The sequence below is a fragment of the Stenotrophomonas sp. DR822 genome (assembly GCF_019793815.1).
Taxonomy (GTDB): Bacteria; Pseudomonadota; Gammaproteobacteria; order Xanthomonadales; family Xanthomonadaceae; genus Stenotrophomonas; species Stenotrophomonas indicatrix.
On the sequence record NZ_CP081826.1, the window covers coordinates 4156639 to 4179665 of the forward strand.

Below are 23027 nucleotides of genomic sequence, written 5' to 3' on the forward strand. Positions count from 1 at the left end.
CCACAGATGGAAATCACTCTCTCCAAGAGTCTGTTGATCGCAGTGGTGCTTGCACCGCTGTTCGGCAGCATCATCGCCGGCCTGTTCGGTCGCCAGGTCAAGCGCTTCGGTGCGCAGACCATCACCATCCTCGGTGTCGCCGTTGCCTGCGGCCTGTCGATGCACACGCTCTACCAGCTGCTGTGGGGCGGGGCGCAGCCGTTCAACGAGAACCTGTACACGTTCTTCGAAGTCGGCCAGTACTCGGCCCACGTCGGCTTCATGGTCGACAAGCTGACCGCGATGATGATGGTGGTGGTGACCTTCGTGTCGCTGCTGGTCCACATCTACACGATCGGCTACATGCAGGACGATCCGGGCTACCAGCGGTTCTTCAGCTACATCTCGCTGTTCACCTTCTCGATGCTCACCCTGGTGATGAGCAACAACTTCCTGCAGCTGTTCTTCGGCTGGGAAGCGGTGGGCCTGGTGTCGTACCTGCTGATCGGCTTCTGGTTCAAGCGCCCGACCGCGATCTTCGCCAACATGAAGGCATTCCTGGTCAACCGCGTCGGCGACTTCGGCTTCCTGCTGGGCATCGCCGGCGTGCTGTGGGTGTTCGGTACCCTGGACTATTCGCAGGTGTTCTCGCAGGCCGGCATGCTCGCCGACCCGCGCGCCCAGCTGCAGATCTGGGACGGCACCATGTTCGGCATGCAGCTGCTGAACGAGCCGGTGATCTGGTCGATCGCCACCGTCATCTGCATCGGCCTGTTCATCGGTGCCATGGGCAAGTCGGCCCAGGTTCCGCTGCACGTCTGGCTGCCTGATTCGATGGAAGGCCCGACCCCGATCTCCGCGCTGATCCACGCCGCGACGATGGTGACCGCCGGTATCTTCATGGTCACCCGCATGTCGCCGCTGTTCGAGCTGTCGCAGACCGCGTTGAACTTCATCCTGTTCATCGGTGCCACCACCGCGTTCTTCACCGGCCTGATCGGCATCGTGCAGAACGACATCAAGCGTGTCGTCGCGTACTCCACGCTGTCGCAGCTGGGTTACATGACCGTGGCGCTGGGCGTGTCGGCGTACTCCGCCGCCGTGTTCCACCTGATGACCCACGCCTTCTTCAAGGCGCTGCTGTTCCTGGGTGCCGGCTCGGTCATCATCGCGATGCACCACGAGCAGGACATGCGTAAGATGGGCGGCCTGCGCAAGTACATGCCGATCACCTTCATCACCATGTGGATCGGCACCCTGGCCCTGGTCGGCACGCCGTTCTTCTCCGGCTTCTACTCGAAGGACACGATCATCGAGGCCGCCGAGATCCACGCCCACATGCAGGACAGCTGGGTGGCCACCTATGGCTACTGGGCAGTGCTGGGTGGCGTGCTGGTGACCAGCTTCTACAGCTTCCGCCTGCTGTTCCTGACCTTCCACGGCAAGGAACGCTTCCGCGACGCGCATGATGACCACGGTCATGGTCATGACGACCACCATGCTGCCGATGCACATCATGCCGACCCGCATGACGACCACGGCCATGGCCACGGTCCGCATGAGCCGCATGAAACGCCGTGGGTGGTGACGCTGCCGCTGATCCTGCTGGCCATCCCGTCGATCGCCATCGGTTTCTTCAGCATCGGTCCGATGCTGCACGGCACCGACTGGGCCGGTCACCACGCCCATGCGGCGATCAAGGGCCAGGTCAACACGTTCTTCACCGGCATCGTCGATTTCTACGATCCGGCCAAGAACACCGTGGCCTTCCTGGGCGAGGAGTTCCATGGTCCGGTGGCGTTCGCGCTGCACGGCATGATGCTGCCGCCGTTCTGGCTGACCCTGGCAGGCTTCCTGCTGGCTGCGTTGTTCTACCTGTGGAAGCCGGACCTGTCGGGCAAGGCACGCAAGACCTTCGCCCCGGTGGTGTCCGTGCTGGAAAACAAGTACGGCTTCGACAAGCTGTGGATCGATGGCTTTGCCGGTGGCAGCGTCAAGCTGGGCAAGGTCTCGCGCTGGATCGACAGCAACATCGTCGACGGCGTGGTCAATCTCTCGGCACGTGTTGTGGACGTCGCAGCCAGCGTGCTGCGCCGTACCCAATCCGGTTTCCTCTATCACTACGCCTTCGCGATGATCATCGGCCTGATTGCCCTCCTGGGCGTGCTGATGCATTACCTGCGTTGATGACCTGTACGGAATAAGAAGACGTGTCGAACTGGCCTCTACTCAGTGTCCTCATCTGGCTGCCGATCCTCGGCGGTGCCCTGATCCTTGCGATCCGTGATGCGCAGACCGCCCGCTGGGCGTCGCTGGGCGTCGCGGTGCTGACCTTCGTGGCGAGTCTGTCGCTGCTGGGCGGCTACAACCCGGGCATCGACGCGCTGCAGTTCGTCGAGACCCACGCCTGGATCCCGACCTACAATATCGGCTACAACCTGGGCGTGGACGGCATCGCCGTAGCGCTGATCCTGCTCACCACGCTGGTCAGCGTGCTCGCCCTGATCGGCGCCTGGAGCGCGATCGACAAGCGCGTGAACCAGTACGTGGCCGCCTTCCTGATCCTGGAAGGTGTCACCGTCGGCATCTTCGCCGCCACGGACGCGATGCTGTTCTACGTGTTCTTCGAGGCGATGCTGATCCCGATGTTCCTGATCATCGGTGTCTGGGGTGGCCCGCGTCGCATCTACGCCGCACTGAAGTTCTTCCTGTACACCTTCCTCGGCTCGGTGCTGATGCTGGTGGCGCTGATCTACCTGTACATGAAGGGCGGCAGCTTCCAGCTGGCCGACCTCTACGCACTGCAGCTGTCGGGCAAGGAACAGACCTGGATCTTCTTCGCCTTCCTGATCGCGTTCGCGGTCAAGGTGCCGATGTTCCCGGTGCATACCTGGCTGCCGGACGCACACGTGGAAGCGCCGACCGCCGGTTCGGTGATCCTGGCCGCCATTGCACTGAAGATCGGTGGCTACGGCTTCCTGCGCTTCAACCTGCCGATCGTTCCTGATGCCTCGCAGGAATGGGCATGGCTGGTCATCGCGCTGTCGCTGATCGCAGTGATCTACGTCGGCCTGGTCGCCCTGGTGCAGGACGACATGAAGAAGCTGATCGCCTATTCGTCGATCGCGCACATGGGCTTTGTCACCCTGGGTACCTTCATCGCCCTGTGGCTGGTGCGTGAAGCCGGCAACGTCGATGCGGCCCGCCTGGGCCTGCAGGGTGCGATGGTGCAGATGATCTCGCACGGCTTCGTCTCCGGCGCGATGTTCTCCTGCGTCGGCGTGCTGTACGACCGCATGCACAGCCGCCGCATCGCCGATTACGGCGGCGTGGTCAACGTGATGCCGTGGTTCGCCACGTTCGCCATGCTGTTCTTCATGGCCAACGCCGGCCTGCCGGGCACCAGCGGTTTCGTCGGTGAATTCATGGTCATCCTGTCGGCGTTCCAGCGGAACCCGTGGATCGCCCTGGGCGCAGCCACCACCCTGATCATCGGTGCTGCCTACACCCTGTGGCTGTACAAGCGCATCTTCTTCGGTGAGGTGGCCAACAGCCACGTCGCCGAACTGAAGGACATCAACGGCCGCGAATGGCTGGTGCTGGGCGTGTTCGCCATTGGCGTACTGGCCCTGGGCATCTACCCCAAGCCGCTGACCGACCTGATGGAGCCCTCGATCGCAAAGCTGGCGATGCAGATCGCATCCAGCAAGTTGCTGTAATTCCAGGATTTGATGATGACCACCTCGCCGCTGCTGCCACTGACCGCTGCTGACCTGCCACCGCTCGCTCCCGAGCTGGTGCTGATCGGCAGTGCCTTCGCCCTGATGATCCTCGACCTGTTCGTCAGCGAACGGAACAAGATCGTCACCCACCTGTTCTCGGTCGCCGCACTGGCCGTGGTGCTGTTCATGCTGGCCACCGGCGTGGGCGGGCAGGGGGAGGTCTTCCATGGCATGTTCGTGCGCGATACCGCCGCGGACGTGATGAAGACCGGGATCGTGCTGCTCAGTGGCCTGACCCTGATCTACGGCTGGGGCTACCTGCGCGAGCGCAAGCTGTTCCAGGGTGAGATTCCGGTGCTGATCCTGTTCGGCACCGCCGGCATGATGATCCTGGTGTCCGCCGGCAGCCTGCTGATGGTGTACCTGGGCCTGGAACTGCTGGCCCTATGCTCCTACGCACTGGTTGCCAGCAACCGTGACAACGGCCTGGCCTCGGAAGCGGCGATGAAGTACATCGTGCTCGGCTCGCTGGCCTCGGGCCTGCTGCTGTACGGCATGTCGCTGATCTACGGCGCCACCGGCAGCCTGCACCTGGATGCCATCCAGGCCGCCATCCCGCACTCGGAAGAGCGCGTGCTGCTGGTCACCGGCGCGGTGTTCATGATTGCCGGCGTCGCCTTCAAGCTGGGTGCCGCACCGTTCCACATGTGGCTGCCCGACGTGTACCAGGGTGCCCCGGCGCCGGTCGCGCTGTTCATCAGCTCGGCGCCGAAGCTTGCCGCTTTCGGCATGGCCTACCGCCTGCTGGAAATGGGCGTGGGCCCGCTGTCCACCGAACTGCAGCTGCTGATCGCTGGCCTGGCTGCGGTCTCGCTGGTGATCGGCAACCTGATGGCCATTGCGCAGAGCAACCTCAAGCGCATGCTGGCGTTCTCCACCGTCTCGCATATCGGCTTCCTGCTGATGGGCATCGCCGGCGGCGGTGCGCAGGGCTATGCGGCCGCGCTGTTCTACGCCCTGGCCTACGCGATCATGTCGACCGCGGCCTTCGGCGCGATCATCGCGCTGTCGCGTGCCGGTTTCGAGGCCGAGAACATCGAGGACTTCAAGGGCCTGAACGCCCGCAATCCGTGGATGGCCGGCCTGGTGCTGTGCATCATGGCGTCGCTGGCAGGCATTCCGCCGTTCCTCGGCTTCTGGACCAAGCTGGCCGTACTCGGCGCTGCCATCAATGGCGGCCTGCTGTGGCTGGCGATCCTGGGCGTGCTGTGTGCCGTGGTCGGCTGCTTCTATTACCTGCGCGTCATCAAGGTCATGTACTTCGATGAGCCGGTGGGCGAGGTCATGCCGCGCAGCAAGGACCGCGTGCTGGGTGTCGTGCTGGGCGTGAACGCACTGGCGCTGCTGGCGCTCGGCCTGGCCTGGAACCCGATCATGGTCTGGTGCCAGCAGGCATTTGCGCATCTTGCATAAAAATTGACACAAAGCTGCGCGATTCGTGTAATATGCGCAGCCTGAGTTGTCACTGCAGCGGTTCAGCCAGAACTTCGTTGCGGAGAGCCTACCTCGCCAGGGTGGGGCAGCAGTTCAAACACTTCCGGTGCGGGGTGGAGCAGTCTGGCAGCTCGTCGGGCTCATAACCCGAAGGTCGCAGGTTCAAATCCTGCCCCCGCTACCAACACATCGAATCGGCGCCAACCAGTTCGATGAATGAGGAAAAGCTTGCAGGTTTTGAAGTTATCCCTCATAATTCCGCTTCTGATGCGGGGTGGAGCAGTCTGGCAGCTCGTCGGGCTCATAACCCGAAGGTCGCAGGTTCAAATCCTGCCCCCGCTACCAAGTAAAGAATGCGCCTTCGAAGCTCTGCTTCGAGGGCGTTTTTCTTTGCGGCTTCCGCCGATCCGCCGAGCATGGCCGCGGCGCCACCATCGCGCGGTCACCCGGTAGCGCCGGCCCATGCCCGACGAGTGCAGCGGACGGTTCCAGGACGGCCGCAGCCTTGCACCAGAGCGGTGCAGGGGCTATCATCAGCGGCCTAGAAGTACCCCTGACGGCGGCACTCCCCATCGGAGATCCACCCGGAAGGAGGGCCGCAGCACGCTTGTTCAGCGCGCTGCAACCGGAATCCAGTCACCGGAGTCTTTCCGGAAAAGGGGCCCAGCGGGCCCTTCGTCGTTTTCGGGGCGTCATGTTTCCATGCTGGCCACGGCCGGCACCCAACCAAGAGATCAAGGCAGGCTGTGAGCGACAAGGCAACCGACATCGCGAATCTGCTCGCCCCGACCGTTGTGTCGCTGGGCCTGGAGCTGCTGGGCGTTGAGTATCTGCCGGCCCCCGGCGGTGCGACCCTTCGCCTTTACATCGACGTGCCGCTGGCGGAACAGCCGGAGCGCATCATCAATGTGGACGACTGTGAGCGGGTAAGCCGCGAAGTGTCCGCACAGATGGACGTCGAAGACCCGATCAGCGGCAATTACACGCTGGAAGTGTCTTCGCCGGGCGTGGATCGCCCGCTGTTCAACCTGGAGCAGTTCGGTCGTCACCTCGGCGAATCGGCCAAGGTCACCCTGAAGCTGCCGCAGGAAAACCGTCGTCGCCTGCAGGGTCGCATCGAAGCGGTCGACGAGGCGCAGGGCAGCATCACCTTCATTGTCGACAACGCCGCACTGGTGGTGTCGGCCGACAACATCGACAAGGCGCGGATCATGCCTGACTGGGTGGCGCTGGGGCTGGCCCCGAGCAAGCCGACCGGTCCGGCGCCGAAGCGTCCGAAGCCGAACAAGAATTCTTCTTCCAACGAGCCGGCGGCAAAGAAGCCGCGCGCGGAGTGAGCCAATGAGCAAGGAACTGTTGCTGGTAGTGGACGCGGTCGCCAACGAGAAGGGCGTGCCGCGTGAAGTGATCTTCGATGCCATCGAGGCCGCCCTGGCCTCGGCAGCGAAGAAGCGCTATCCCGACGAGGAAGTGCTGACCCGCGTGGTCATCGACCACAAGGATGGCAACTACGAAACCTTCCGCCGCTGGGAAGTGGTGGCCGACGACGTAGTGATGGAATCGCCGGATCGCCAGATCCGCCTGATGGACGCCATCGACGAAGCCGAAGGCGTGGATGTCGGCGATTACATCGAAGAGCAGATCGAGAACCCCGACTTCGGTCGCATCGCCGCCCAGGCCGCCAAGCAGGTGATCGTGCAGCGCGTGCGCGAAGCCGAGCGCCAGCAGGTGGTCGATGCCTGGGCCGATCGCGTCGGTGAGCTGATCACCGGTGTGGTCAAGCGCGCCGAGCGCGGCAACATCTATGTCGACCTGGGCGGTAACGCCGAAGGCTTCATTCCGAAGGACAAGGGCATTCCGCGTGACGTGCTGCGTGCCGGCGACCGCGTCCGCGGCTACCTGGCCGAAGTGCGTTCGGAGCCGCGTGGCCCGCAGCTGTTCATCAGCCGCGCCGCACCGGAATTCATGATCGAGCTGTTCAAGCTGGAAGTGCCGGAAGTCGGCCAGGGCCTAGTGGAAATCAAGGCCTGCGCCCGCGATCCGGGCGACCGCGCCAAGATCGCCGTGCTCGCCCACGACCAGCGCACCGATCCGATCGGCGCCTGCATCGGCATGCGTGGTTCGCGCGTGCAGGCCGTGTCCAACGAGCTCAATGGCGAGCGCGTGGATATCGTCCTGTGGAACGAGAACCCGGCCAACTTCGTCATCAATGCGATGGCGCCGGCCGAGGTGCAGTCGATCATCGTCGATGAAGACAAGCATTCGATGGACCTGGCCGTTGCCGAAGACCGCTTGGCCCAGGCGATCGGCAAGGGTGGCCAGAACGTGCGCCTGGCCAGCCGCCTGACCGGCTGGCAGCTCAACGTGATGACCCAGGACCAGGTGACCGCCAAGTCGGAAGCCGAGCAGGCTTCGGCCCGCCAGCTGTTCATGGACAAGCTGGAAGTGGACGAGGAAATCGCTGGCATCCTGGTCAGCGAAGGCTTCGGCACGGTCGAGGAAATCGCATATGTACCGGTCGGCGAACTGCTGGCCGTGGAAGGTTTCGACGAAGACATCGTCGAAGAGCTGCGCGCACGTGCCCGCGATGCGCTGCTCAATGAGGCCCTGGCAGTCGAGGAAGGCCTGGAGGACGGCCAGCCGGCGCAGGACCTGCTGTCCCTGAAGGGCATGGACGAAGCCACCGCATATGCGTTGGCCGGCCACGGCGTGCGTACCAGCGAGGACTTGTCCGACCTGGCCGCCGACGAGGTCATGGACTTCGGCATCGAAGGGCTGGACCAGGAGCGCGCCGCGGCGCTGATCCTGGCCGCGCGTGCCGAGGAAATCGCCCGACTGGAACGCGGCGAATGAGCCGGCAATGAACAGGGCCCTGAGCCGATCAGGGCGTAGAATCCGCGCCACCTCCAGATGCGGGGGGGCGCCCACAAGATCATAGGATCCGAATGTCGCAGCAAACCACCATCCGCAAGCTTGCTGAACTGGTCAATACACCGGTCGAAAAACTGCTGGAACAGCTGGCTGGTGCCGGCATGAAGTTCAGCGGTCCCGACCAGGTCGTGACCAGCTCCGAGAAAGTGAAGCTCCTGGGCTTCCTTCGTCGCTCGCACGGCAAGCCCGAGCAGGCCCCGGAAGAGACTGATCAGTCTGCCAAGAAGATCACCCTCAACCGTCGCAAGCAACAGGAAGTGACGGTCAATTCCGGTCGCAGCAAGACAACCGTGAACGTGGAAGTGCGCCAGAAGCGTACCTACGTCAAGGCCGATGGTGGTCGCGCGATGACCCCGGACGAAGAGCGTGCCGACATTCTGCGCAAGCTGGAAGAATCGCGCGCACGCAACCTCGCCGAGCAGCAGGCACTGGCCGAGAAGGATCGCCTGCGTGACGAGGCGATCGTCCGTGCACGCGAGGAAGAAGTCGCCGCCAAGGAGCGTGCCGAGGCCGAGAAGAAGGCGGCCGAGGAAGCTGCGGTTGCCGCCAAGGCTGCCGAGGCGCTGGCTGCCAGCCAGCCCAAGGTGCGCGCACCGATCGACGAAACCGCGCCGCGCCCGCCGCGCACTCCTGCTGCGGCCCCGGCTGCTCCGCGCAGTGCACCGCCGCGCAGCGACGACCGCAACAACCGCAGCGCGCCGCGCAACGAGCGTGGCCCGGGTGATCGCTTCGCCGGCCAGATGCATCTGTCGGCCGCCGATCGCGCGCGCCGTGGCAACAGCAACAACAGCAACAACCGTGGTCGCCCGGGCAGCCGCCCGACGTCCGGCCGTCGCGACATGTCGCGCGGCGGTGGCAACGCCGGCCCGCATGCCTTCGAGCGGCCGACCGCACCGGTCGTGCGTGAAGTGGCGATCGGCGACACCATCACCGTGGCCGACCTGGCGCAGAAGCTCGCGCTGAAGGGCGGCGAGGTGGTGAAGGCGCTGTTCAAGATGGGCGTGATGGCCACCATCACCCAGTCCATCGACCACGACACCGCGGCCCTGGTCACCGAAGAACTGGGTCACAAGGCGATCCGTGCCAGCGACAACGACGCCGAAGACGCGCTGCTGGCATCGGCCGGTGAGAACCAGGGCGAGGCCGTGCAGCGTCCGCCGGTGGTCACCATCATGGGTCACGTCGATCACGGCAAGACCTCGCTGCTGGATTACATCCGTCGCACCAAGGTCGCCACCGGCGAAGCCGGCGGCATCACCCAGCACATTGGTGCGTACCACGTTGAAACGCCGAAGGGCGTCATCAGCTTCCTGGACACCCCGGGCCACGCCGCGTTCACCTCGATGCGTGCCCGCGGTGCCAAGCTGACCGACATCGTGGTGCTGGTTGTGGCTGCCGATGACGGCGTCATGCCGCAGACCAAGGAAGCGATCCAGCACGCCCGTTCGGCGGGTGTGCCGCTGATCGTGGCGATCAACAAGATCGACAAGTCCGGCGCCGACCCGATGCGGGTCAAGAACGAACTGCTCTCCGAGCAGGTCGTGGCCGAAGACTTCGGTGGCGACACCCAGATGGTGGAGATCTCGGCCAAGACCGGCCTGGGCATCGACGATCTGCTGGAAGCTGTTTCGGTCCAGGCTGAACTGCTGGAACTGAAGGCGGTCGACGACGGCCGTGCCAACGGCGTGGTCATCGAATCGTCGCTGGACAAGGGCCGTGGCCCGATCGCGACGGTGCTGGTGCAGCAGGGCCGCCTGAAGAAGGGCGATTACCTGGTGTGCGGCATCCAGTACGGCCGCGTGCGTGCGCTGTTCGACGAAACCGGCAAGCAGCCGGAGTTCGCCGGCCCGTCCATCCCGGTGCAGGTCCTGGGCCTGTCCGGCGTGCCGGAAGCCGGCGACGACTTCGTTGTCGTCGACGACGAACGCCTGGCCAAGGACGTTGCCCAGCAGCGTGAGACCAAGCGCCGCGAATCGCGCCTGGTCGCCACCGCTGGCAGCCGCATGGAAGACATCATGGCGACCCTGGGCAAGGGCGAGGGCCAGCAGGTCCTCAATCTGGTCATCAAGGCCGACGTACAGGGTTCGGTGCAGGCGTTGAGCCAGGCCCTGGTGGCGCTGTCCAACGACGACATCCGCATCAACGTGATCCACTCCGGCGTGGGCGGCATCACCGAGTCGGACGCCAATTCGGCTGCCGCTTCGAAGGCCACCGTCATCGGCTTCAACGTGCGTGCGGATGCTTCGGCCCGTCGCATCATCGAATCCAACGGCGTGGACCTGCGTTACTTCTCGATCATCTATGACGTGATCGACCAGGTGAAGCAGGTGGCCTCCGGTCTGCTGGGCGTGGAGATCCGCGAAGAGATCATCGGTATCGCCGAGGTCCGCGACGTCTTCCGCAGCTCCAAGCTGGGTGCCGTCGCCGGCAGCATGGTCATCGAGGGCGTGGTCAAGCGCAACAAGCCGATCCGCGTCCTGCGCGACAGCGTGGTGATCTTCGAAGGCGAGCTGGAATCGCTGCGCCGCTTCAAGGAGAACGTCGAGGAAGTCCGCAACGGTACCGAATGCGGTATCGCGGTGAAGGCCTACAACGACGTCAAGCCGGGTGACCAGATCGAGTGCTTCGAGCGTATCGAAGTGCCGCGCACCCTGTAATGCTGTGCGGTGGCCCGACCAACGGTCGGGCCCTACCATGTACATGTAGCGCCCGACCGTTGGTCGGGCGACACCTCAATCAAGAGTCCCTCGTGCCCAAGACTTTCCATCGAACCGACCGTGTCTCCGCCCAGCTGCGCCGTGAACTCGGCACCCTGGTGCACAACGCCGTGCGCGAACACGGGTTGCCCTCGGTGAGCGTGTCCGACGTGGAAATCACCCGCGACATGGCCCATGCCAAGGTGTTCGTCACCGCGCTGATGCCGGAACGTTCGGTTGAGGCAGTGAAGGGCCTGAAGGAACTGGCGTGGGGCCTGCGCATGGAGCTGGCCCGCGCGATGAAGCTGCGGCATGTGCCGGAGCTGCATTTCCACTACGACGACTCGGTCGATCGTGGCGAGCGCATCGACAACCTGCTGCGCGACCTGCCAGATACCGTCGCCGCCGAAAAGCGTCGCGAAGGCGACGAAGAATAACCGCGCGACGCCGGGCATGCCCGGCGTTGTCGCATTCCGGCTGCGCGATGTCTGATGCAGACCGCGCTGCGCGCTCGCCGGGCATCGCCCGGCGCTACCCGTACCTGTCATGACCCGAATTCAGTTCCGCCGCCTGGATGGCATCCTGCTGCTCGACAAGCCGACCGGCATGAGCTCCAACGCAGCCCTGCAGGTCGCCCGTCGCCTGTTCCGTGCGGAGAAGGGCGGCCACACCGGCAGCCTCGACCCGCTGGCTACCGGCCTGTTGCCGCTGTGCTTCGGCGAGGCGACCAAGATCGCCGGCCTGCTGCTGGGCTCGGCCAAGGCCTACGACGCCGAGATCGTGCTGGGCCAGACCACCGATACCGACGACGCCGAGGGCCAGGTGCTGCTTGAGCGGCCGGTGCCCGTGATCAGCCCCGAGGCCCTGCGGGCGGCGATCGCGCCGCTGCTTGGCGAGATCCTGCAGCGTGCGCCGATCTATTCCGCGCTCAAGCAGGGTGGGGAGCCGCTGTATGTGAAGGCCCGCCGCGGAGACGCCATCGAGGCGCCCCAGCGCCAGGTGGTGGTTCACGCCATCGAGATTCTGGAGCAGCAGCCCGAACGGCTGCGGCTGCGGGTCACCTGCGGCTCGGGCACCTATATCCGCAGTCTGGCCCGTGACCTGGGTGAAACGCTGGGCTGTGGCGCGCACATCAGCGCCCTGCGGCGCCTGTGGGTGGAACCGTTCCACGAACCGGCGATGGTCACCCTGGAGCAGCTGAGGGCCCTGGTGGAGGCGCAGGACGAAGCCGCCATGGACGCGCTGCTGCTGCCGCTGGCGGCGGGCCTGTCCGAATACCCCCGGGTCGACCTGGACGCCGGGCAGGCCCAGCGCTTCTGCGTGGGCCAGCGCCAGCGCGACCTCTCCTGGCCGCGCGGCCTGGTGGCGGTGTTCGGCCCTGGATCGGTGGTGCAGGGCCTGGGCCAGGTCGACGACAGCGGTCTGCTGGCCCCGCAGCGCCGCTTCAACCTCTGAACGGGGAGGCCCGGTTCAGCCCCGGACCTTGTTCCAGAAGCCCCTGGCCGTTACAATTCCGCGGCCGTTTTACGGCAGCCTGCCGCAGGCGGGTTTCATCCATTTGTTGGTTCACGGCGAGCCAGGCGGTGCGCGAAAGCGCGTTCCTGCCGGCCACGCATCACAGAGAAAAAAGACATGTCGATCGACACCCAGAAGGTCATTGAAGACAACAAGCGCAGCTCGGCTGACACCGGCTCTCCGGAAGTCCAGGTTGCACTGCTGACCGCCCGCATCGAACTGCTGACCGGCCACTTCAAGACCCACAAGAAGGATCACCACAGCCGCCGCGGCCTGCTGCAGATGGTCAACCGCCGCCGCAGCCTGCTCGACTACCTGAAGAAGAAGGACGTCGAGCGTTACAAGGCCCTGATCGAGAAGCTTGGCCTGCGTCGCTAAGCAACGAATCCCCCGCGGCGCAGCGATGCGCCGCGGTTTTGTTTTGTAGCACCGCAATACCTTTTTCAGACCGGAACGACCGGTCATCCGTTGGCGGCAAGGGTCGCCCGCGGTCCATTCGCAGACAGCATCCCAAGGACACCATCCGTGGCAAAAATCACCAAAACCTTCCAGTACGGCAAGCACACCGTCACGCTTGAGACTGGCGAAATCGCCCGTCAGGCCGGTGGCGCCGTCATCGTCAAGTTCGACGACACCGTGCTGCTGGTCTCCGCCGTTGCCGCCAAGAGCGCGCGTGAGGGCCAGGACTTCTTCCCGCTGACCGTCGATTATCAGGAGAAGTTCTACGCCGGTGGCCGTATCCCGGGTGGCTTCTTCAAGCGCGAAGGCCGCGCGACCGAGAAGGAAACCCTGATCTCGCGTCTGATCGACCGTCCGATCCGTCCGCTGTTCCCGGAAGACTACAAGAACGAAGTCCAGATCATCGCCACGGTGATGTCGCTGAACCCGGACATCGACGGTGACATTCCGGCCCTGATCGGCGCTTCGGCCGCCCTGTCGCTGGCCGGCACCCCGTTCATGGGCCCGATCGGCGCAGCCAAGGTCGGTTACAAGGATGGCCAGTACATCCTCAACCCGACCGTGACCGAGCTGAAGGATTCGCAGCTGGAGCTGGTCGTCGCCGGTACCTCCAACGCCGTGCTGATGGTGGAATCGGAAGCCGCGCTGCTGTCCGAAGAAGTGATGCTGGGCGCCGTGACCTTCGGTCACCGCGAGATGCAGAAGGTCATCAACGCCATCAACGAGCTGACCGTCGAAGCCGGCACCAAGCCGTCGACCTGGGAAGCCCCGGCCAAGAACGAAGCGCTGATCAGCGCCCTGAAGGAAGCCATCGGCCCGCGTCTGGGTGAAGCCTTCCAGGTGCGCGACAAGCTGCAGCGTCGCGATGCCATCTCCGCGATCAAGAAGGACGTGCTCGAGACCCTGGCTGGCCGCGTGGCCGCCGAGGGCTGGAACCCGGCCGAGCTGTCGAAGGAATTCGGCGAGCTGGAATACAGCACCATGCGCAACTCGGTGCTGGACACCAAGGTCCGCATCGACGGCCGTGCGCTGGACACCGTCCGCCCGATCGCCGTGAAGACCAGCGTGCTGCCGCGTACCCACGGTTCCTCGCTGTTCACCCGTGGTGAGACCCAGGCCATCGTGACCATCACCCTGGGCACCGCCCGTGACGGCCAGGTCATCGATGCCGTCTCCGGTGAGTACAAGGAAAACTTCCTGTTCCATTACAACTTCCCCCCCTACTCGGTGGGTGAGTGCGGCCGCATGATGGGCCCGAAGCGTCGCGAGATCGGCCACGGCCGTCTGGCCAAGCGCGGCGTGCTGGCAGTGATGCCGTCGCTGGAATCCTTCCCGTACACCATCCGCGTCGTCTCGGAAATCACCGAGTCGAACGGTTCCTCGTCGATGGCGTCGGTCTGCGGCTCGTCGCTGGCCCTGATGGACGCCGGCGTGCCGGTGAAGGCTCCGGTGGCGGGTATCGCCATGGGCCTGGTCAAGGAAGGCGATCGCTTCGTCGTCCTGTCCGACATCCTGGGTGACGAAGATCACCTGGGCGACATGGACTTCAAGGTTGCCGGTACCGCTGAGGGCATCTCCGCCCTGCAGATGGACATCAAGATCGAAGGCATCACCGAAGAGATCATGAAGCAGGCTCTGCAGCAGGCCAAGGCTGGCCGCCTGCACATCCTGGGCGAAATGGCCCACGGCCTGACCGCCCCGCGTGAGGAGCTGTCGGACTACGCGCCGCGCCTGCTGACCATCAAGATCCACCCGGACAAGATCCGCGAAGTGATCGGCAAGGGTGGTTCGACCATCCAGGCCATCACCAAGGAAACCGGCACCCAGATCGACATCCAGGATGACGGCACCATCGTCATCGCTTCGGTCAATGCCATCGCTGCCCAGGCCGCCAAGGCCCGCATCGAGCAGATCACCTCGGACGTCGAGCCGGGCCGCATCTACGAAGGCAAGGTCGCCAAGATCATGGACTTCGGTGCGTTCGTCACCATCCTGCCGGGCAAGGACGGCCTGGTCCACGTGTCGCAGATCTCCAGCGACCGCGTCGAGAAGGTCGGCGACGTGCTGAAGGAAGGCGATGTGGTCAAGGTCAAGGTGCTGGAAGTCGACAAGCAGGGCCGTATCCGCCTGTCGATGAAGGCCGTCGAGGAAGGCGAAGGCGCCTCCGCCGAGTAATCGACCGCAGGTCGATGACGGTAGGTGTCAACCTTGGTTGACACGCCAGAATGAAAAAGCGGGCTTCGGCCCGCTTTTTCTTTGCCTGTCGTCCGGCCCTGCCGGCGTCGTACCGCGGCGCTATGCTTCACCCATGGACACCCTGCGCCTGCTTGACCTGCAGATCGACCGCCCCGCGCAGCGGGTCAGCCGCGACGGCGACGTGCTGCCGATCCAAGGGCTGAGCTGGCGCCTGTTCGACGTGCTGCTGGCACACGGCAACGACGTTGTCGACTTCGACACGCTGGCTGCACAGGTGTGGGCACCTGCAGTGGTTGGGGAGGATGCGATCAGCCAGCGGGTCAAGCTGTTGCGGCAGGCGCTGGGTGATGACAGCCGACGCCCGCGCTACATCCGTTCGGTACGCGGGCGCGGCTATCAGTTGTGTGCATTGCCGACCATCGCACCGCCGGCAGCGGCGGTGCCCGTTACCGCGCACCGGAAGAAATGGCCATGGCTTGCCGGCGCCGGTGTCGTCGTTCTCGTCGCTGCCGCCTCGTTCTGGCCGCGCGCGCCGGCGGCCGGTGGCCCGCTGCCGTTGCTGCAGCGCGCCGACTATTACGCCAGCATCGGCCAGGCCAGCAACAACGAGCGCGCCATCGCCCTGTACCGGCAGGCATTGCAGGTGGACCCTGATTCCAGTCCGGCGCGCCGCGGCCTGTCACGAGCGTTGTCCGCGCAGGGCTGTCTGTTCAATGGATCGCCCGAGCAGGTCCGGGAAGGGCTGGCGCTGGCCACCATCGAACGTGAACTCGCGCCGCAGGAGGGTGCTGTGTACGCGCTTCGAGGTTATGCCTACGACTGCCTCGGGCAGATGCCGCAGGCCATTTCCGAATACGAGCGGGCGATCGCGCTGGATCCGGGCGACGAGCGCACCCGTGCCTCGCTCGCCTACCTGCACCAGGAGCGCGGCCACCTTGCCCTGGCCCTGCGTGCAAATCTTGCATTGACGACGCCCGAGCGCCTGCGCTTCCGTGATGTGCAGGTGGCGCGCGAACTGGAGCTGCTCGGTTTCACTCACGCGGCCGCGCAGCGCCACGCGCGTAATTTCCAGCTGTATCCGGACAACGTCTTCGCCAACATCGCCTGGCCGCGCAGTCTGTTCGCGGCAGGTGACCCGGGCCGGGCGGGGCAGGCGTTGACCGAGGCGCTGGCACGCGGCACGCCACATCCGCAGTTGCTGCGGCTGCAGGGCGAACTGGCGCTGCTGGCGGGCGATCACGCCGGTGCTGCCGATGCCTTCGAGCGCGGGCGGCAGCTGCGTCCACAGCAATCGCTCGGTCAATCGCTGGCGGCCCTGTACGCGCAGCCCGCGGCATCGCCGGAGTGGGTCGCTTCGCGTCTTGCAATGTTACAGGCGCAGCGCGGCGACGGTTGGTCCGATGCCGCGCTTGAGCGGGCCCTGCTGCTGCAGGCGCAAGGCGACCCGGAGGCTGCCGTCACCGCGCTGCAACAGGCGGTCGATGATGGCTTCCGCGATGCGGCGTGGTTGCGCTCCACGCCGCTGTTTGCGTCCCTGCACGAAGCGCGCGGCTGGGCGCCGCTGCTGGCGCGCATCGATGCCGATATCGGCCGCCAGCGTGCGCAGGTGCTGGCGACCGACTGGCGTCCCGCCGGGCTGGCCGACCTCAGCGCAGCGCCGGCAGCAGGAATTCGGTGAGAATGCGGCGCGACTGCGGGTGAGCGATGCTGCGGTTGTAGGCCTGGCTGGTCACCACCGCCACAGCGCGCTGTTGCGGCAGCAGGAACACGTAGTTGCCGCCGTTGCCGGACATTGCCCATACGGTCTGTGGCTGGCCACCGACAGTCAGTTTCAGGCCCCACCATTGATAGCCGTAATCGCTGCCGTCGCCGGCCGTTGCCTGCGGTGACAGCATCGCGGCGACGTAGTCGCGTGGAACCAGCTGGCGCCCCTGCCAACGACCGCCATCAAGCACGAGCTGGCCGAGGCGGGCCAGGTCCCGGCTGCGGTAGCGTGTGCCGCCTCCGCCCATGCCGATGCCCTCGGGGGAACGGTTCCACTGGCTGTGGGTGATGCCCAGTGGTCGTTCCAGTGCATGGGCTGCGTAATCGGCCAGCGGTTGTCCGGTCGCACGTTCCAGTACCGCGCCGAGCACGAACGAGTTGGCGGTGCAGTAGGCAAACGCGCGCCCGTGAGGACTGTCCTCCGGGCGCGCCATCCAGGGCGCGAAGCCCTTCACCGGCAGCGCCAGGGCGAAATCGAGCCAGCGCTCGCCGACGTACATGCGCTCCTCGTGGCCGGCCGAGAACGGGTTCTCGTCGTCGCACTCCCACAGCGTGCTCATCGCCAGCAGGTCCTCCACCGTGGTGCCACGCAGGCGGGGGTCCACGTCGTGGTGGGCGACGAAGGCCGGGAAGTAGTCGTACACCTTCGCGCGAACGCCCGGCAGCCGGCCGTCGCCGATCGCTGCGCCGACCAGCAGGGCGGTCACGCTTTTGCTGGCCGAGCGCACGTCGTGCAGGGTCTGCGCATCGGCACCGTTGAAATAGCCCTCGTACACGACCTGTCCATCAACCTGCAGCAGCACGCTGCGGATCTGTTTCAGCTCATCGCTGGCGATGGCCTGCTCCAGCGCGCGCATGCGGCCGGGATCAGGGTGGGCAGGCCCTGCGATGCAGGGGAGGGCATACAGGCACAGCAGCAGGGTGGACACAGGCAGGGGCGAACGCATGATCGGACTCCATCGAAAGGAGTGCCGATTCGGCCAGAGGGCTGGCTGAAGTGCAGGAAGGACGCCTGAAGAATTCTGAAAGCCTTGTGCCGCAAGGCCTGCAGCGCCCTGCCGTCATTCGTCCGCTTCTTCGTGACCCAGCCACCACACCTGGCCCGGCTGCGGACCCTGCTGCGGGTGCTCACGGTGTTCGATCGCATCGAGCGTGCGCCCGGTGCCTGCCGCGGCCCAGGCCGACATCAGTTTTTCGACCGCAGCGCGGCCCTGCGCGGCAATACCGAGATTGCGCTCGCGCACCCAGCCGCCGTCATCCTCGTGGCTGTCGTCATCGTGCTGGTGCGGTGCGCCATAGCTGCAACGCAGGCACAGGTGACGTACCGAATGGGTCCAGTCTTCGACCAGGCCGATGCCGGGCAACGTCATTGCGCGCAGCGCGGCGATGTCGTCCGGCGAACCGCATTGCACGAACACGGCGTAGGTCGCCATGTCCGACTGCTGCAGGCGCTGCATGGCATTGAACACCGGTACTTCGCGCTCGCCGTAGGTCCGGCGCCCGGTGGAGGCACCGTCGTGCAGCACGATGTCGCCGAAGCGGAACCCGCTCTCCGCAAGCGGCACGTTTTCCAGCCGCGCGCGCACCGGATCGAGCCGGCGCATGTACACGGTCTCGCCGCTGGACCACGGATTCAGGCGAACACAGGCAACGCCGAAATTGCCGTTGATCGGGCCTTCGCCCTCGGGGAGGGTGATGCCGCAGCGGGTCCATTGCCGGCGTGCCTCGGCCCAGTCGCCGGCGCCGGTGGCGGCAATTCCCGCATTCCACGCGGTCGCCTCATCGACTTCATCGCGCAGCTGCTCGGAGCGGAGATTGTCCTGCAGCGACAACGCCCACTCGCGCAGGTACTTGTGTGCCAGCCCGCGCATGTAGTGCAGGTGGGGGATGTCGGGTGTCCATTCGACGAGCTGGCCGAACAGGATTGCTGCGTCAGCCAGGTCGCCGGCATCAAAGGCCGCATAGGCGCGGGCCTCCAGCGCCTGCAGCTTTTCGAGGGTTTCGTCGTCCAGCAGTTCGCCGTCTGCGTCGTGGTCTGCGGTCATGTCCGTGTGCCAGTGAAGATCCAGCGCCACCTTAGCTCAGGCAGGTCGTGTGTTGTCCTGCAGCGAAGTGCTTTCGACGTTGTGCAGGCACGACCGTGTCAGCTTCCAGCGGCACGCCACTGTCCAGCGGACGACATGCACGGACATCCGCACCACGGGCCGATCTGTTTGCTAACGTGGCGGCGCCTTCGACCCGGGAGTTTCCATGTTCCGCCAGACCTTGGCCGTACTTGCAGTGCTGATCGCCGGCGCCCTGCCCATTGCCGCGCAGGCGCAACCGGCGCAACCGCCGATTTTCGGCGCGTATTACCCCGGCGGTTCGGCCGAGCGCTATCCGGTATCGAGCATCCCGGCCGAACGACTCACCCATCTGTTCTATGCGTTTTCCACCATCGAGGACGGACGCTGTGTGATCGGTGCCGAGGCGCCAGCCAACTTCGCCGCGTTGGCCGAGCTCAAGCGCAGGCATCCGCATCTGCGCACGTTGATTTCGATCGGGGGCTGGGGCGCGGGCGGATTCTCCGATGCGGCGCTGACCGAGACCAGCCGCAGGCGCCTGGTCGATTCGTGCATGGCGTTGTTCTTCGAGCGCCATGCCGGCAGCTTCGATGGCGTGGACATCGACTGGGAGTTCCCCGTCAGCGGTGGCCCGAAGGAACTGGCGCACCGGCCGCAGGACCGTGCCAACCTGACCAGGCTTGCGCAGGCATTCCGCCTGGCGCTGGATGCCCGCGGCAGGAAGGCGGGGCAGCCGATGCTGCTGACCGCCGCGCTGGCCGCTGGCCGTCTGCAGACCGATGGGCCGTACGACCCCGCCGCCAGCTACGATCTGCCGGCGTTGGCCAAGGTGTTCGATTTCATCAACCTGATGAGCTACGACATGGGCACTGGCTTCTCGGCGGTGTCGACTTTCAATGCACCGCTGCATGAAGTGCCTGCAGACCCGCTGGCGCCGGAACTGCGGCGCTGGAACAACGTGGCCGGTGCCGTGCAGTACTACCGCGAGCATGGCGTGCCAGCGGCCAAGCTGGTGCTGGGCGTGCCGTTCTACGGGCGCGGCTTCAAGGTCACCGGCGAGTCGGCGGACGGCCTGTACCAGGCCTACAGCGCGCCGGCCGACGCCGGTGACTGGCGGGTGATCAAGGCGCGCTATCTCGACCAGCCGGGTTGGACGGAGCATTGGCAGCCGCAGGCACAGAGTCCGTGGCTGTACAACCCGGCGCAGAAGATCTTCATCAGTTACGAGGATCCGCGCTCCATCGGCCTGCGTGCGCAGTTCGCGCGCGAGCAGGGCCTGGCCGGTGTCTTCATGTGGGAGCTGACCGGTGACGACGAGCAGGCCAGCCTGCTCAACGCCATGCTCGCTCCGTGGCAGAAGGCCCGCGTCGGCGACTGACCGGTTCGACATCTCCGGACCGGGGCTGGTACGGCGGTGACGGGCAAACGCTGTGGCCTGAAACCGCACATCGGCGCCATGCACGCAGCGCTAAGCTGCGTGCATGATCATCATCGACCGCCTGGACCATCTGGTGCTTACCGTTGCCGACATCGAGCGCAGCTGCGACTTCTACCAGCGCGTGCTGGGCATGCAGGTCGTGCGCTTCGGCGCCGGCCGCGTCGCCCTGCAGTTCGGCCAGCAGAAGATCAACCTGCACCCGGCCAGCGCGCCGTTGCAGCCCCACGCGCTGCTGCCGACCCGTGGCAGCGCCGATCTGTGCCTGATCACCCCGCTGGGCGTACAGGCGGTGCTGGCCCACCTGCAGTCCCAGCAGGTGACGATTGAAGAAGGACCGGTGCCGCGTACCGGAGCGCTTGGGCCGATCGAGTCGGTGTACTTCCGTGATCCGGATGGGAATCTGATCGAAGTGGCCCGCTACGTGGAAGCCATGTAAACCCGCGTGCTGCGAGCGGGCCCGGTCAGTTCGCCCACACGCTGTTGGGGTCACCGTTGCGGGCCCGCCGCTGGCTCGCATACGCCAAGCGGGCAAAGCCAAAGGCCATCGCCAGTGCCATCGCATCGATCCAGAACAACGGCCAGTGGCCGCGTGCGGCGGCCAGCCACGGCCAGTCACCGTTGAGGGCGCCGTGCGCCAGCGGCACCAGCGCGGTGCTGATCGCCGCAGCCCACAGCAGTTCGCGCGCCGCCTGTGCCGGGCGGCGCAGGGCTGCCCACAGCGCACACGCCGCCCAGGTTACGAAGCAGGCCCAGCGGATGCCGTGGTCGACCTGGGCAGGCGCTACCCGCTCCAGCACCAGCGCGGCCACGAAGGCCACCGAGATCGCCACGCACAGGCCGATGCAGACGCCCACCGTGGCCCGCGCCATGTTGACGGCCGCGCGCGACTGCTGCGGCTGACGGCGCTTGCGGCGCGATTCGATCCACAGCAGGTTGCCCGAATAGAACAGGAAGGCGCCGCCGAGGCCCAGCAGGAAGTACAGCCAGACCACCACGCCGTTGCCGAATTCGCCGAAATGCAGGGCATAGGCGGCACTGAGCGTGGCGTGGTTGGCATCGCGCTGGCCGGGCAGCTGGCTGGCCAGCACGCGGCCGCTCTCGACATCCAGCGCAACAGCGCCGAGCGGGCCGAGGGTGCCGCTGGCCTCGCCGGTGATCTCGATGGTCGCGTTGGCATCACCGCCATTGGCCAGCTTCAGGTAGGCCGGTTCGAAGTTGGCCACGCCCTGCGCGCGGGCCACTTCCAGCGCCCGCGCGTGCAGTTCGCGCAGGCTGCCCGGTGCGGCAGGGATGCCACTGGCTTCGCGCAGCGGCGCGGTATCCATCGCCGTCGGTACCGCCTGCAGCGCCTTGCCGTCGTAGATCAGGGGATCGAGTACCGCCATCTGCATGAACACCAGGCAGAGCAGGGCGCCGGTCACCGCGAACATCAGGTGGAACGGCAGGCTGAGCACGCCGATCACGTTGTGCGCGTCCTGCCACTGCTGCTTGAGATTGCGGCCCGGGCGCAGCGCGAACAGATCGCCCAGCAGCTTGGGCAGGTGGATCACCAGCCCGCTGAGCAGGGCCATGCCGTACAGCAGGCTGACGATGCCCATCACGTAGACGCCGGCCACCGGCAGGCCCAGGCTGTAATGCAGTTCGTTGACCAGTTCGGCCAAGCCCGTCTGCGGTGGCGTCGGGCTGCCGCCGGTCTGTCCCGGCCATGCATAGCGCCAGCTGCCGTCTTCGGCCTGCCAGTAGGCCAGTGGCTGCGGATGATCGGCGCCCGGGAAGGTCATGCCGACGTGGCGTCGCGCTTCCGCATGCGTGGCCAGCACATCGTCGAGCAGGTACTGGGCGTCATCCAGGCCGGCCGGCAAGGCGGTTGCCGCGCCAGGCGTCTGCCACAGCGGGAGGTCATGGTGGAACAGGGTCAGTGCGCCGGCATAGAACGCCACGAACAGCCCGAAGCCGGCGACCAGGCCGACCCAGGTGTGCAGGGTGGTGAACGTGCGCAGGGTCTGTGAACTGAATTTCATGCGGTCGATCTCACTGCACTGCGCCGGCCAGGCGCAGCAGCCCGAGTACGGCAAAGCCCAGGGCCGCGCAACCGGCCAGGGTCAGCCAGGCGCGCAACGGGCTGCGGAAACTGAAGGCCCACAGCGCGGCCAGCATCCACAACGGGACGAACGCGATCAGGCTCGGCACCAAGGCCTTCTGCCAGGGGCCCGGCGGCAGCCATGCGACCAGGCCGGTCGCCGCAGCGGCAAGGAAGAAGCCGGCGAAGATGCCGGCCAGTGCGCGCGACCACATCAGCGCGGCTCCACATCGGGGCGGTGCCACGCGGCCAGTGCCGGCAGCAGCATGGCGGCCAGCATCCAGGTGCACAGCATCGCCACCAGGCCGGCGGCAAAGCCCAGTTCGGCCATCCACAGCCACAGCGCAGCGACTGCAGCGACCAGGCCGATCTGCCGGCCCAGGCGCCCGGCACGGCGCAGGCGTGGCCAGCGGCAGTGCGGGGAGGCGGCATAGAAGGCCAGCGCGGAGAACATCGCCGACAGCATGCCGAGGCTGCAGAAGCCCAGGGTCGACAGGCCAACGGTGATCATCGGGGGCTCCGGGCCCGGCATATGGCCGGTGAACGCGGGGCACGGGCGGGACCGGCAGGCGCCGGTCGGGGCGGGTGGCGCATTGCAGGATCCTGGGGGAAGCGGGCAGGCCGGCACGGGGCGGGCTGCGCGGACATGGTAATCATTGCGTTTTCACGCCGCCAGCCAGCGCCATTCAG

Annotated in this window: 18 protein-coding genes and 2 tRNA genes; 15 read left to right on the forward strand and 5 right to left on the reverse strand. The window is 65.9% G+C overall.

Translation table 11 applies throughout. From position 1 onward, the window contains the following. The first annotated feature begins 6 nt into the window (after nucleotides 1–6). The 13 genes from nuoL to K5K93_RS18835 all read left to right on the forward strand — a co-directional run bounded on the left by nuoL (nucleotide 7) and on the right by K5K93_RS18835 (nucleotide 16670). On the forward strand, nucleotides 7–2166 hold the full coding sequence (gene nuoL / locus K5K93_RS18775) for an NADH-quinone oxidoreductase subunit L (protein WP_222388675.1): 2160 nt from the start codon (nucleotides 7–9) through the stop codon (nucleotides 2164–2166). Between the two features lie 23 nt (nucleotides 2167–2189). After that, nucleotides 2190–3698 carry an NADH-quinone oxidoreductase subunit M gene (locus tag K5K93_RS18780; RefSeq protein WP_025876221.1) on the forward strand — a complete coding sequence of 503 codons (1509 nt, stop codon included), beginning with the start codon at nucleotides 2190–2192 and terminating at the stop codon, nucleotides 3696–3698. 15 nt (nucleotides 3699–3713) lie between these two features. Further along, nucleotides 3714–5174 carry an NADH-quinone oxidoreductase subunit NuoN gene (nuoN, locus tag K5K93_RS18785; RefSeq protein ID WP_093820598.1) on the forward strand — a complete coding sequence of 487 codons (1461 nt, stop codon included), beginning with the start codon at nucleotides 3714–3716 and terminating at the stop codon, nucleotides 5172–5174. A 128-nt stretch (nucleotides 5175–5302) separates the two neighbouring features. Then, nucleotides 5303–5379, forward strand: a tRNA-Met gene (locus K5K93_RS18790). 84 nt (nucleotides 5380–5463) lie between these two features. Further along, nucleotides 5464–5540: transfer RNA gene (locus K5K93_RS18795), tRNA-Met, on the forward strand. 401 nt (nucleotides 5541–5941) lie between these two features. After that, nucleotides 5942–6532, forward strand: coding sequence for a ribosome maturation factor RimP (gene rimP / locus K5K93_RS18800; protein WP_093820596.1), 591 nt, complete (start codon nucleotides 5942–5944; stop codon nucleotides 6530–6532). Nucleotides 6533–6536: 4 nt separating this feature from the next. After that, the gene (gene nusA / locus K5K93_RS18805) at nucleotides 6537–8048 is read left to right on the forward strand and encodes a transcription termination factor NusA (RefSeq protein ID WP_093820594.1); all 1512 of its coding nucleotides are present in this window, start codon (nucleotides 6537–6539) and stop codon (nucleotides 8046–8048) included. Nucleotides 8049–8140: 92 nt separating this feature from the next. Then, entirely contained in the window at nucleotides 8141–10783 is a 2643-nt protein-coding gene (infB, locus tag K5K93_RS18810) for a translation initiation factor IF-2 (protein ID WP_093820592.1), read from the forward strand. Between the two features lie 92 nt (nucleotides 10784–10875). Then, on the forward strand, nucleotides 10876–11259 hold the full coding sequence (gene rbfA, locus K5K93_RS18815) for a 30S ribosome-binding factor RbfA (RefSeq protein ID WP_025876229.1): 384 nt from the start codon (nucleotides 10876–10878) through the stop codon (nucleotides 11257–11259). 109 nt (nucleotides 11260–11368) lie between these two features. After that, the gene (gene truB, locus K5K93_RS18820; protein ID WP_093820590.1) at nucleotides 11369–12277 is read left to right on the forward strand and encodes a tRNA pseudouridine(55) synthase TruB; all 909 of its coding nucleotides are present in this window, start codon (nucleotides 11369–11371) and stop codon (nucleotides 12275–12277) included. 177 nt (nucleotides 12278–12454) lie between these two features. Further along, nucleotides 12455–12715 (forward strand): 30S ribosomal protein S15, encoded by a 261-nt coding sequence (rpsO, locus tag K5K93_RS18825; RefSeq protein WP_005410445.1) that lies wholly within the window; start codon nucleotides 12455–12457, stop codon nucleotides 12713–12715. Between the two features lie 147 nt (nucleotides 12716–12862). Then, nucleotides 12863–14971, forward strand: coding sequence for a polyribonucleotide nucleotidyltransferase (gene pnp / locus K5K93_RS18830; protein WP_132824590.1), 2109 nt, complete (start codon nucleotides 12863–12865; stop codon nucleotides 14969–14971). Between the two features lie 133 nt (nucleotides 14972–15104). Further along, complete coding sequence (locus K5K93_RS18835) at nucleotides 15105–16670, forward strand: winged helix-turn-helix transcriptional regulator (protein WP_222388680.1); 1566 nt, start codon at nucleotides 15105–15107, stop codon at nucleotides 16668–16670. Here K5K93_RS18835 and K5K93_RS18840 read toward each other — a convergent pair. Both K5K93_RS18840 and K5K93_RS18845 read right to left on the reverse strand, forming a co-directional pair. Further along, a complete protein-coding gene (locus K5K93_RS18840) occupies nucleotides 16639–17703 on the reverse strand; it encodes a serine hydrolase (protein ID WP_025876243.1) in 1065 nt (354 codons plus the stop codon). The two genes, K5K93_RS18835 and K5K93_RS18840, sit on opposite strands and share 32 nt — an antisense overlap. A 114-nt stretch (nucleotides 17704–17817) precedes the next feature. Further along, nucleotides 17818–18801 carry a hypothetical protein gene (locus K5K93_RS18845; RefSeq protein WP_222388683.1) on the reverse strand — a complete coding sequence of 328 codons (984 nt, stop codon included), beginning with the start codon at nucleotides 18799–18801 and terminating at the stop codon, nucleotides 17818–17820. A 205-nt stretch (nucleotides 18802–19006) separates the two neighbouring features. Between K5K93_RS18845 and K5K93_RS18850 the strand changes: the two genes are divergently transcribed. Together K5K93_RS18850 and K5K93_RS18855 are read left to right on the forward strand one after the other, a co-directional pair. Continuing rightward, nucleotides 19007–20197, forward strand: coding sequence for a glycoside hydrolase family 18 protein (locus tag K5K93_RS18850; protein ID WP_222388684.1), 1191 nt, complete (start codon nucleotides 19007–19009; stop codon nucleotides 20195–20197). Nucleotides 20198–20303: 106 nt separating this feature from the next. Next, entirely contained in the window at nucleotides 20304–20693 is a 390-nt protein-coding gene (locus K5K93_RS18855; RefSeq protein ID WP_345777161.1) for a VOC family protein, read from the forward strand. 25 nt (nucleotides 20694–20718) lie between these two features. On the opposite strand, the gene K5K93_RS18860 is transcribed toward K5K93_RS18855, so the two are convergent. Genes K5K93_RS18860 through K5K93_RS18870 form a run of 3 tightly spaced genes read right to left on the reverse strand, consistent with a single transcriptional unit; the run spans nucleotide 20719 to nucleotide 22848 of the window. Then, nucleotides 20719–22278, reverse strand: a complete 1560-nt coding sequence (locus tag K5K93_RS18860; RefSeq protein ID WP_222388686.1) for a PepSY-associated TM helix domain-containing protein — start codon at nucleotides 22276–22278, stop codon at nucleotides 20719–20721. Nucleotides 22279–22288: 10 nt separating this feature from the next. Continuing rightward, nucleotides 22289–22552, reverse strand: a complete 264-nt coding sequence (locus K5K93_RS18865; RefSeq protein ID WP_025876252.1) for a hypothetical protein — start codon at nucleotides 22550–22552, stop codon at nucleotides 22289–22291. Next, nucleotides 22552–22848, reverse strand: a complete 297-nt coding sequence (locus tag K5K93_RS18870) for a hypothetical protein (RefSeq protein ID WP_025876254.1) — start codon at nucleotides 22846–22848, stop codon at nucleotides 22552–22554. Before K5K93_RS18870 ends, K5K93_RS18865 begins: the two co-directional genes overlap by 1 nt. Nucleotides 22849–23027: the final 179 nt, after the last annotated feature.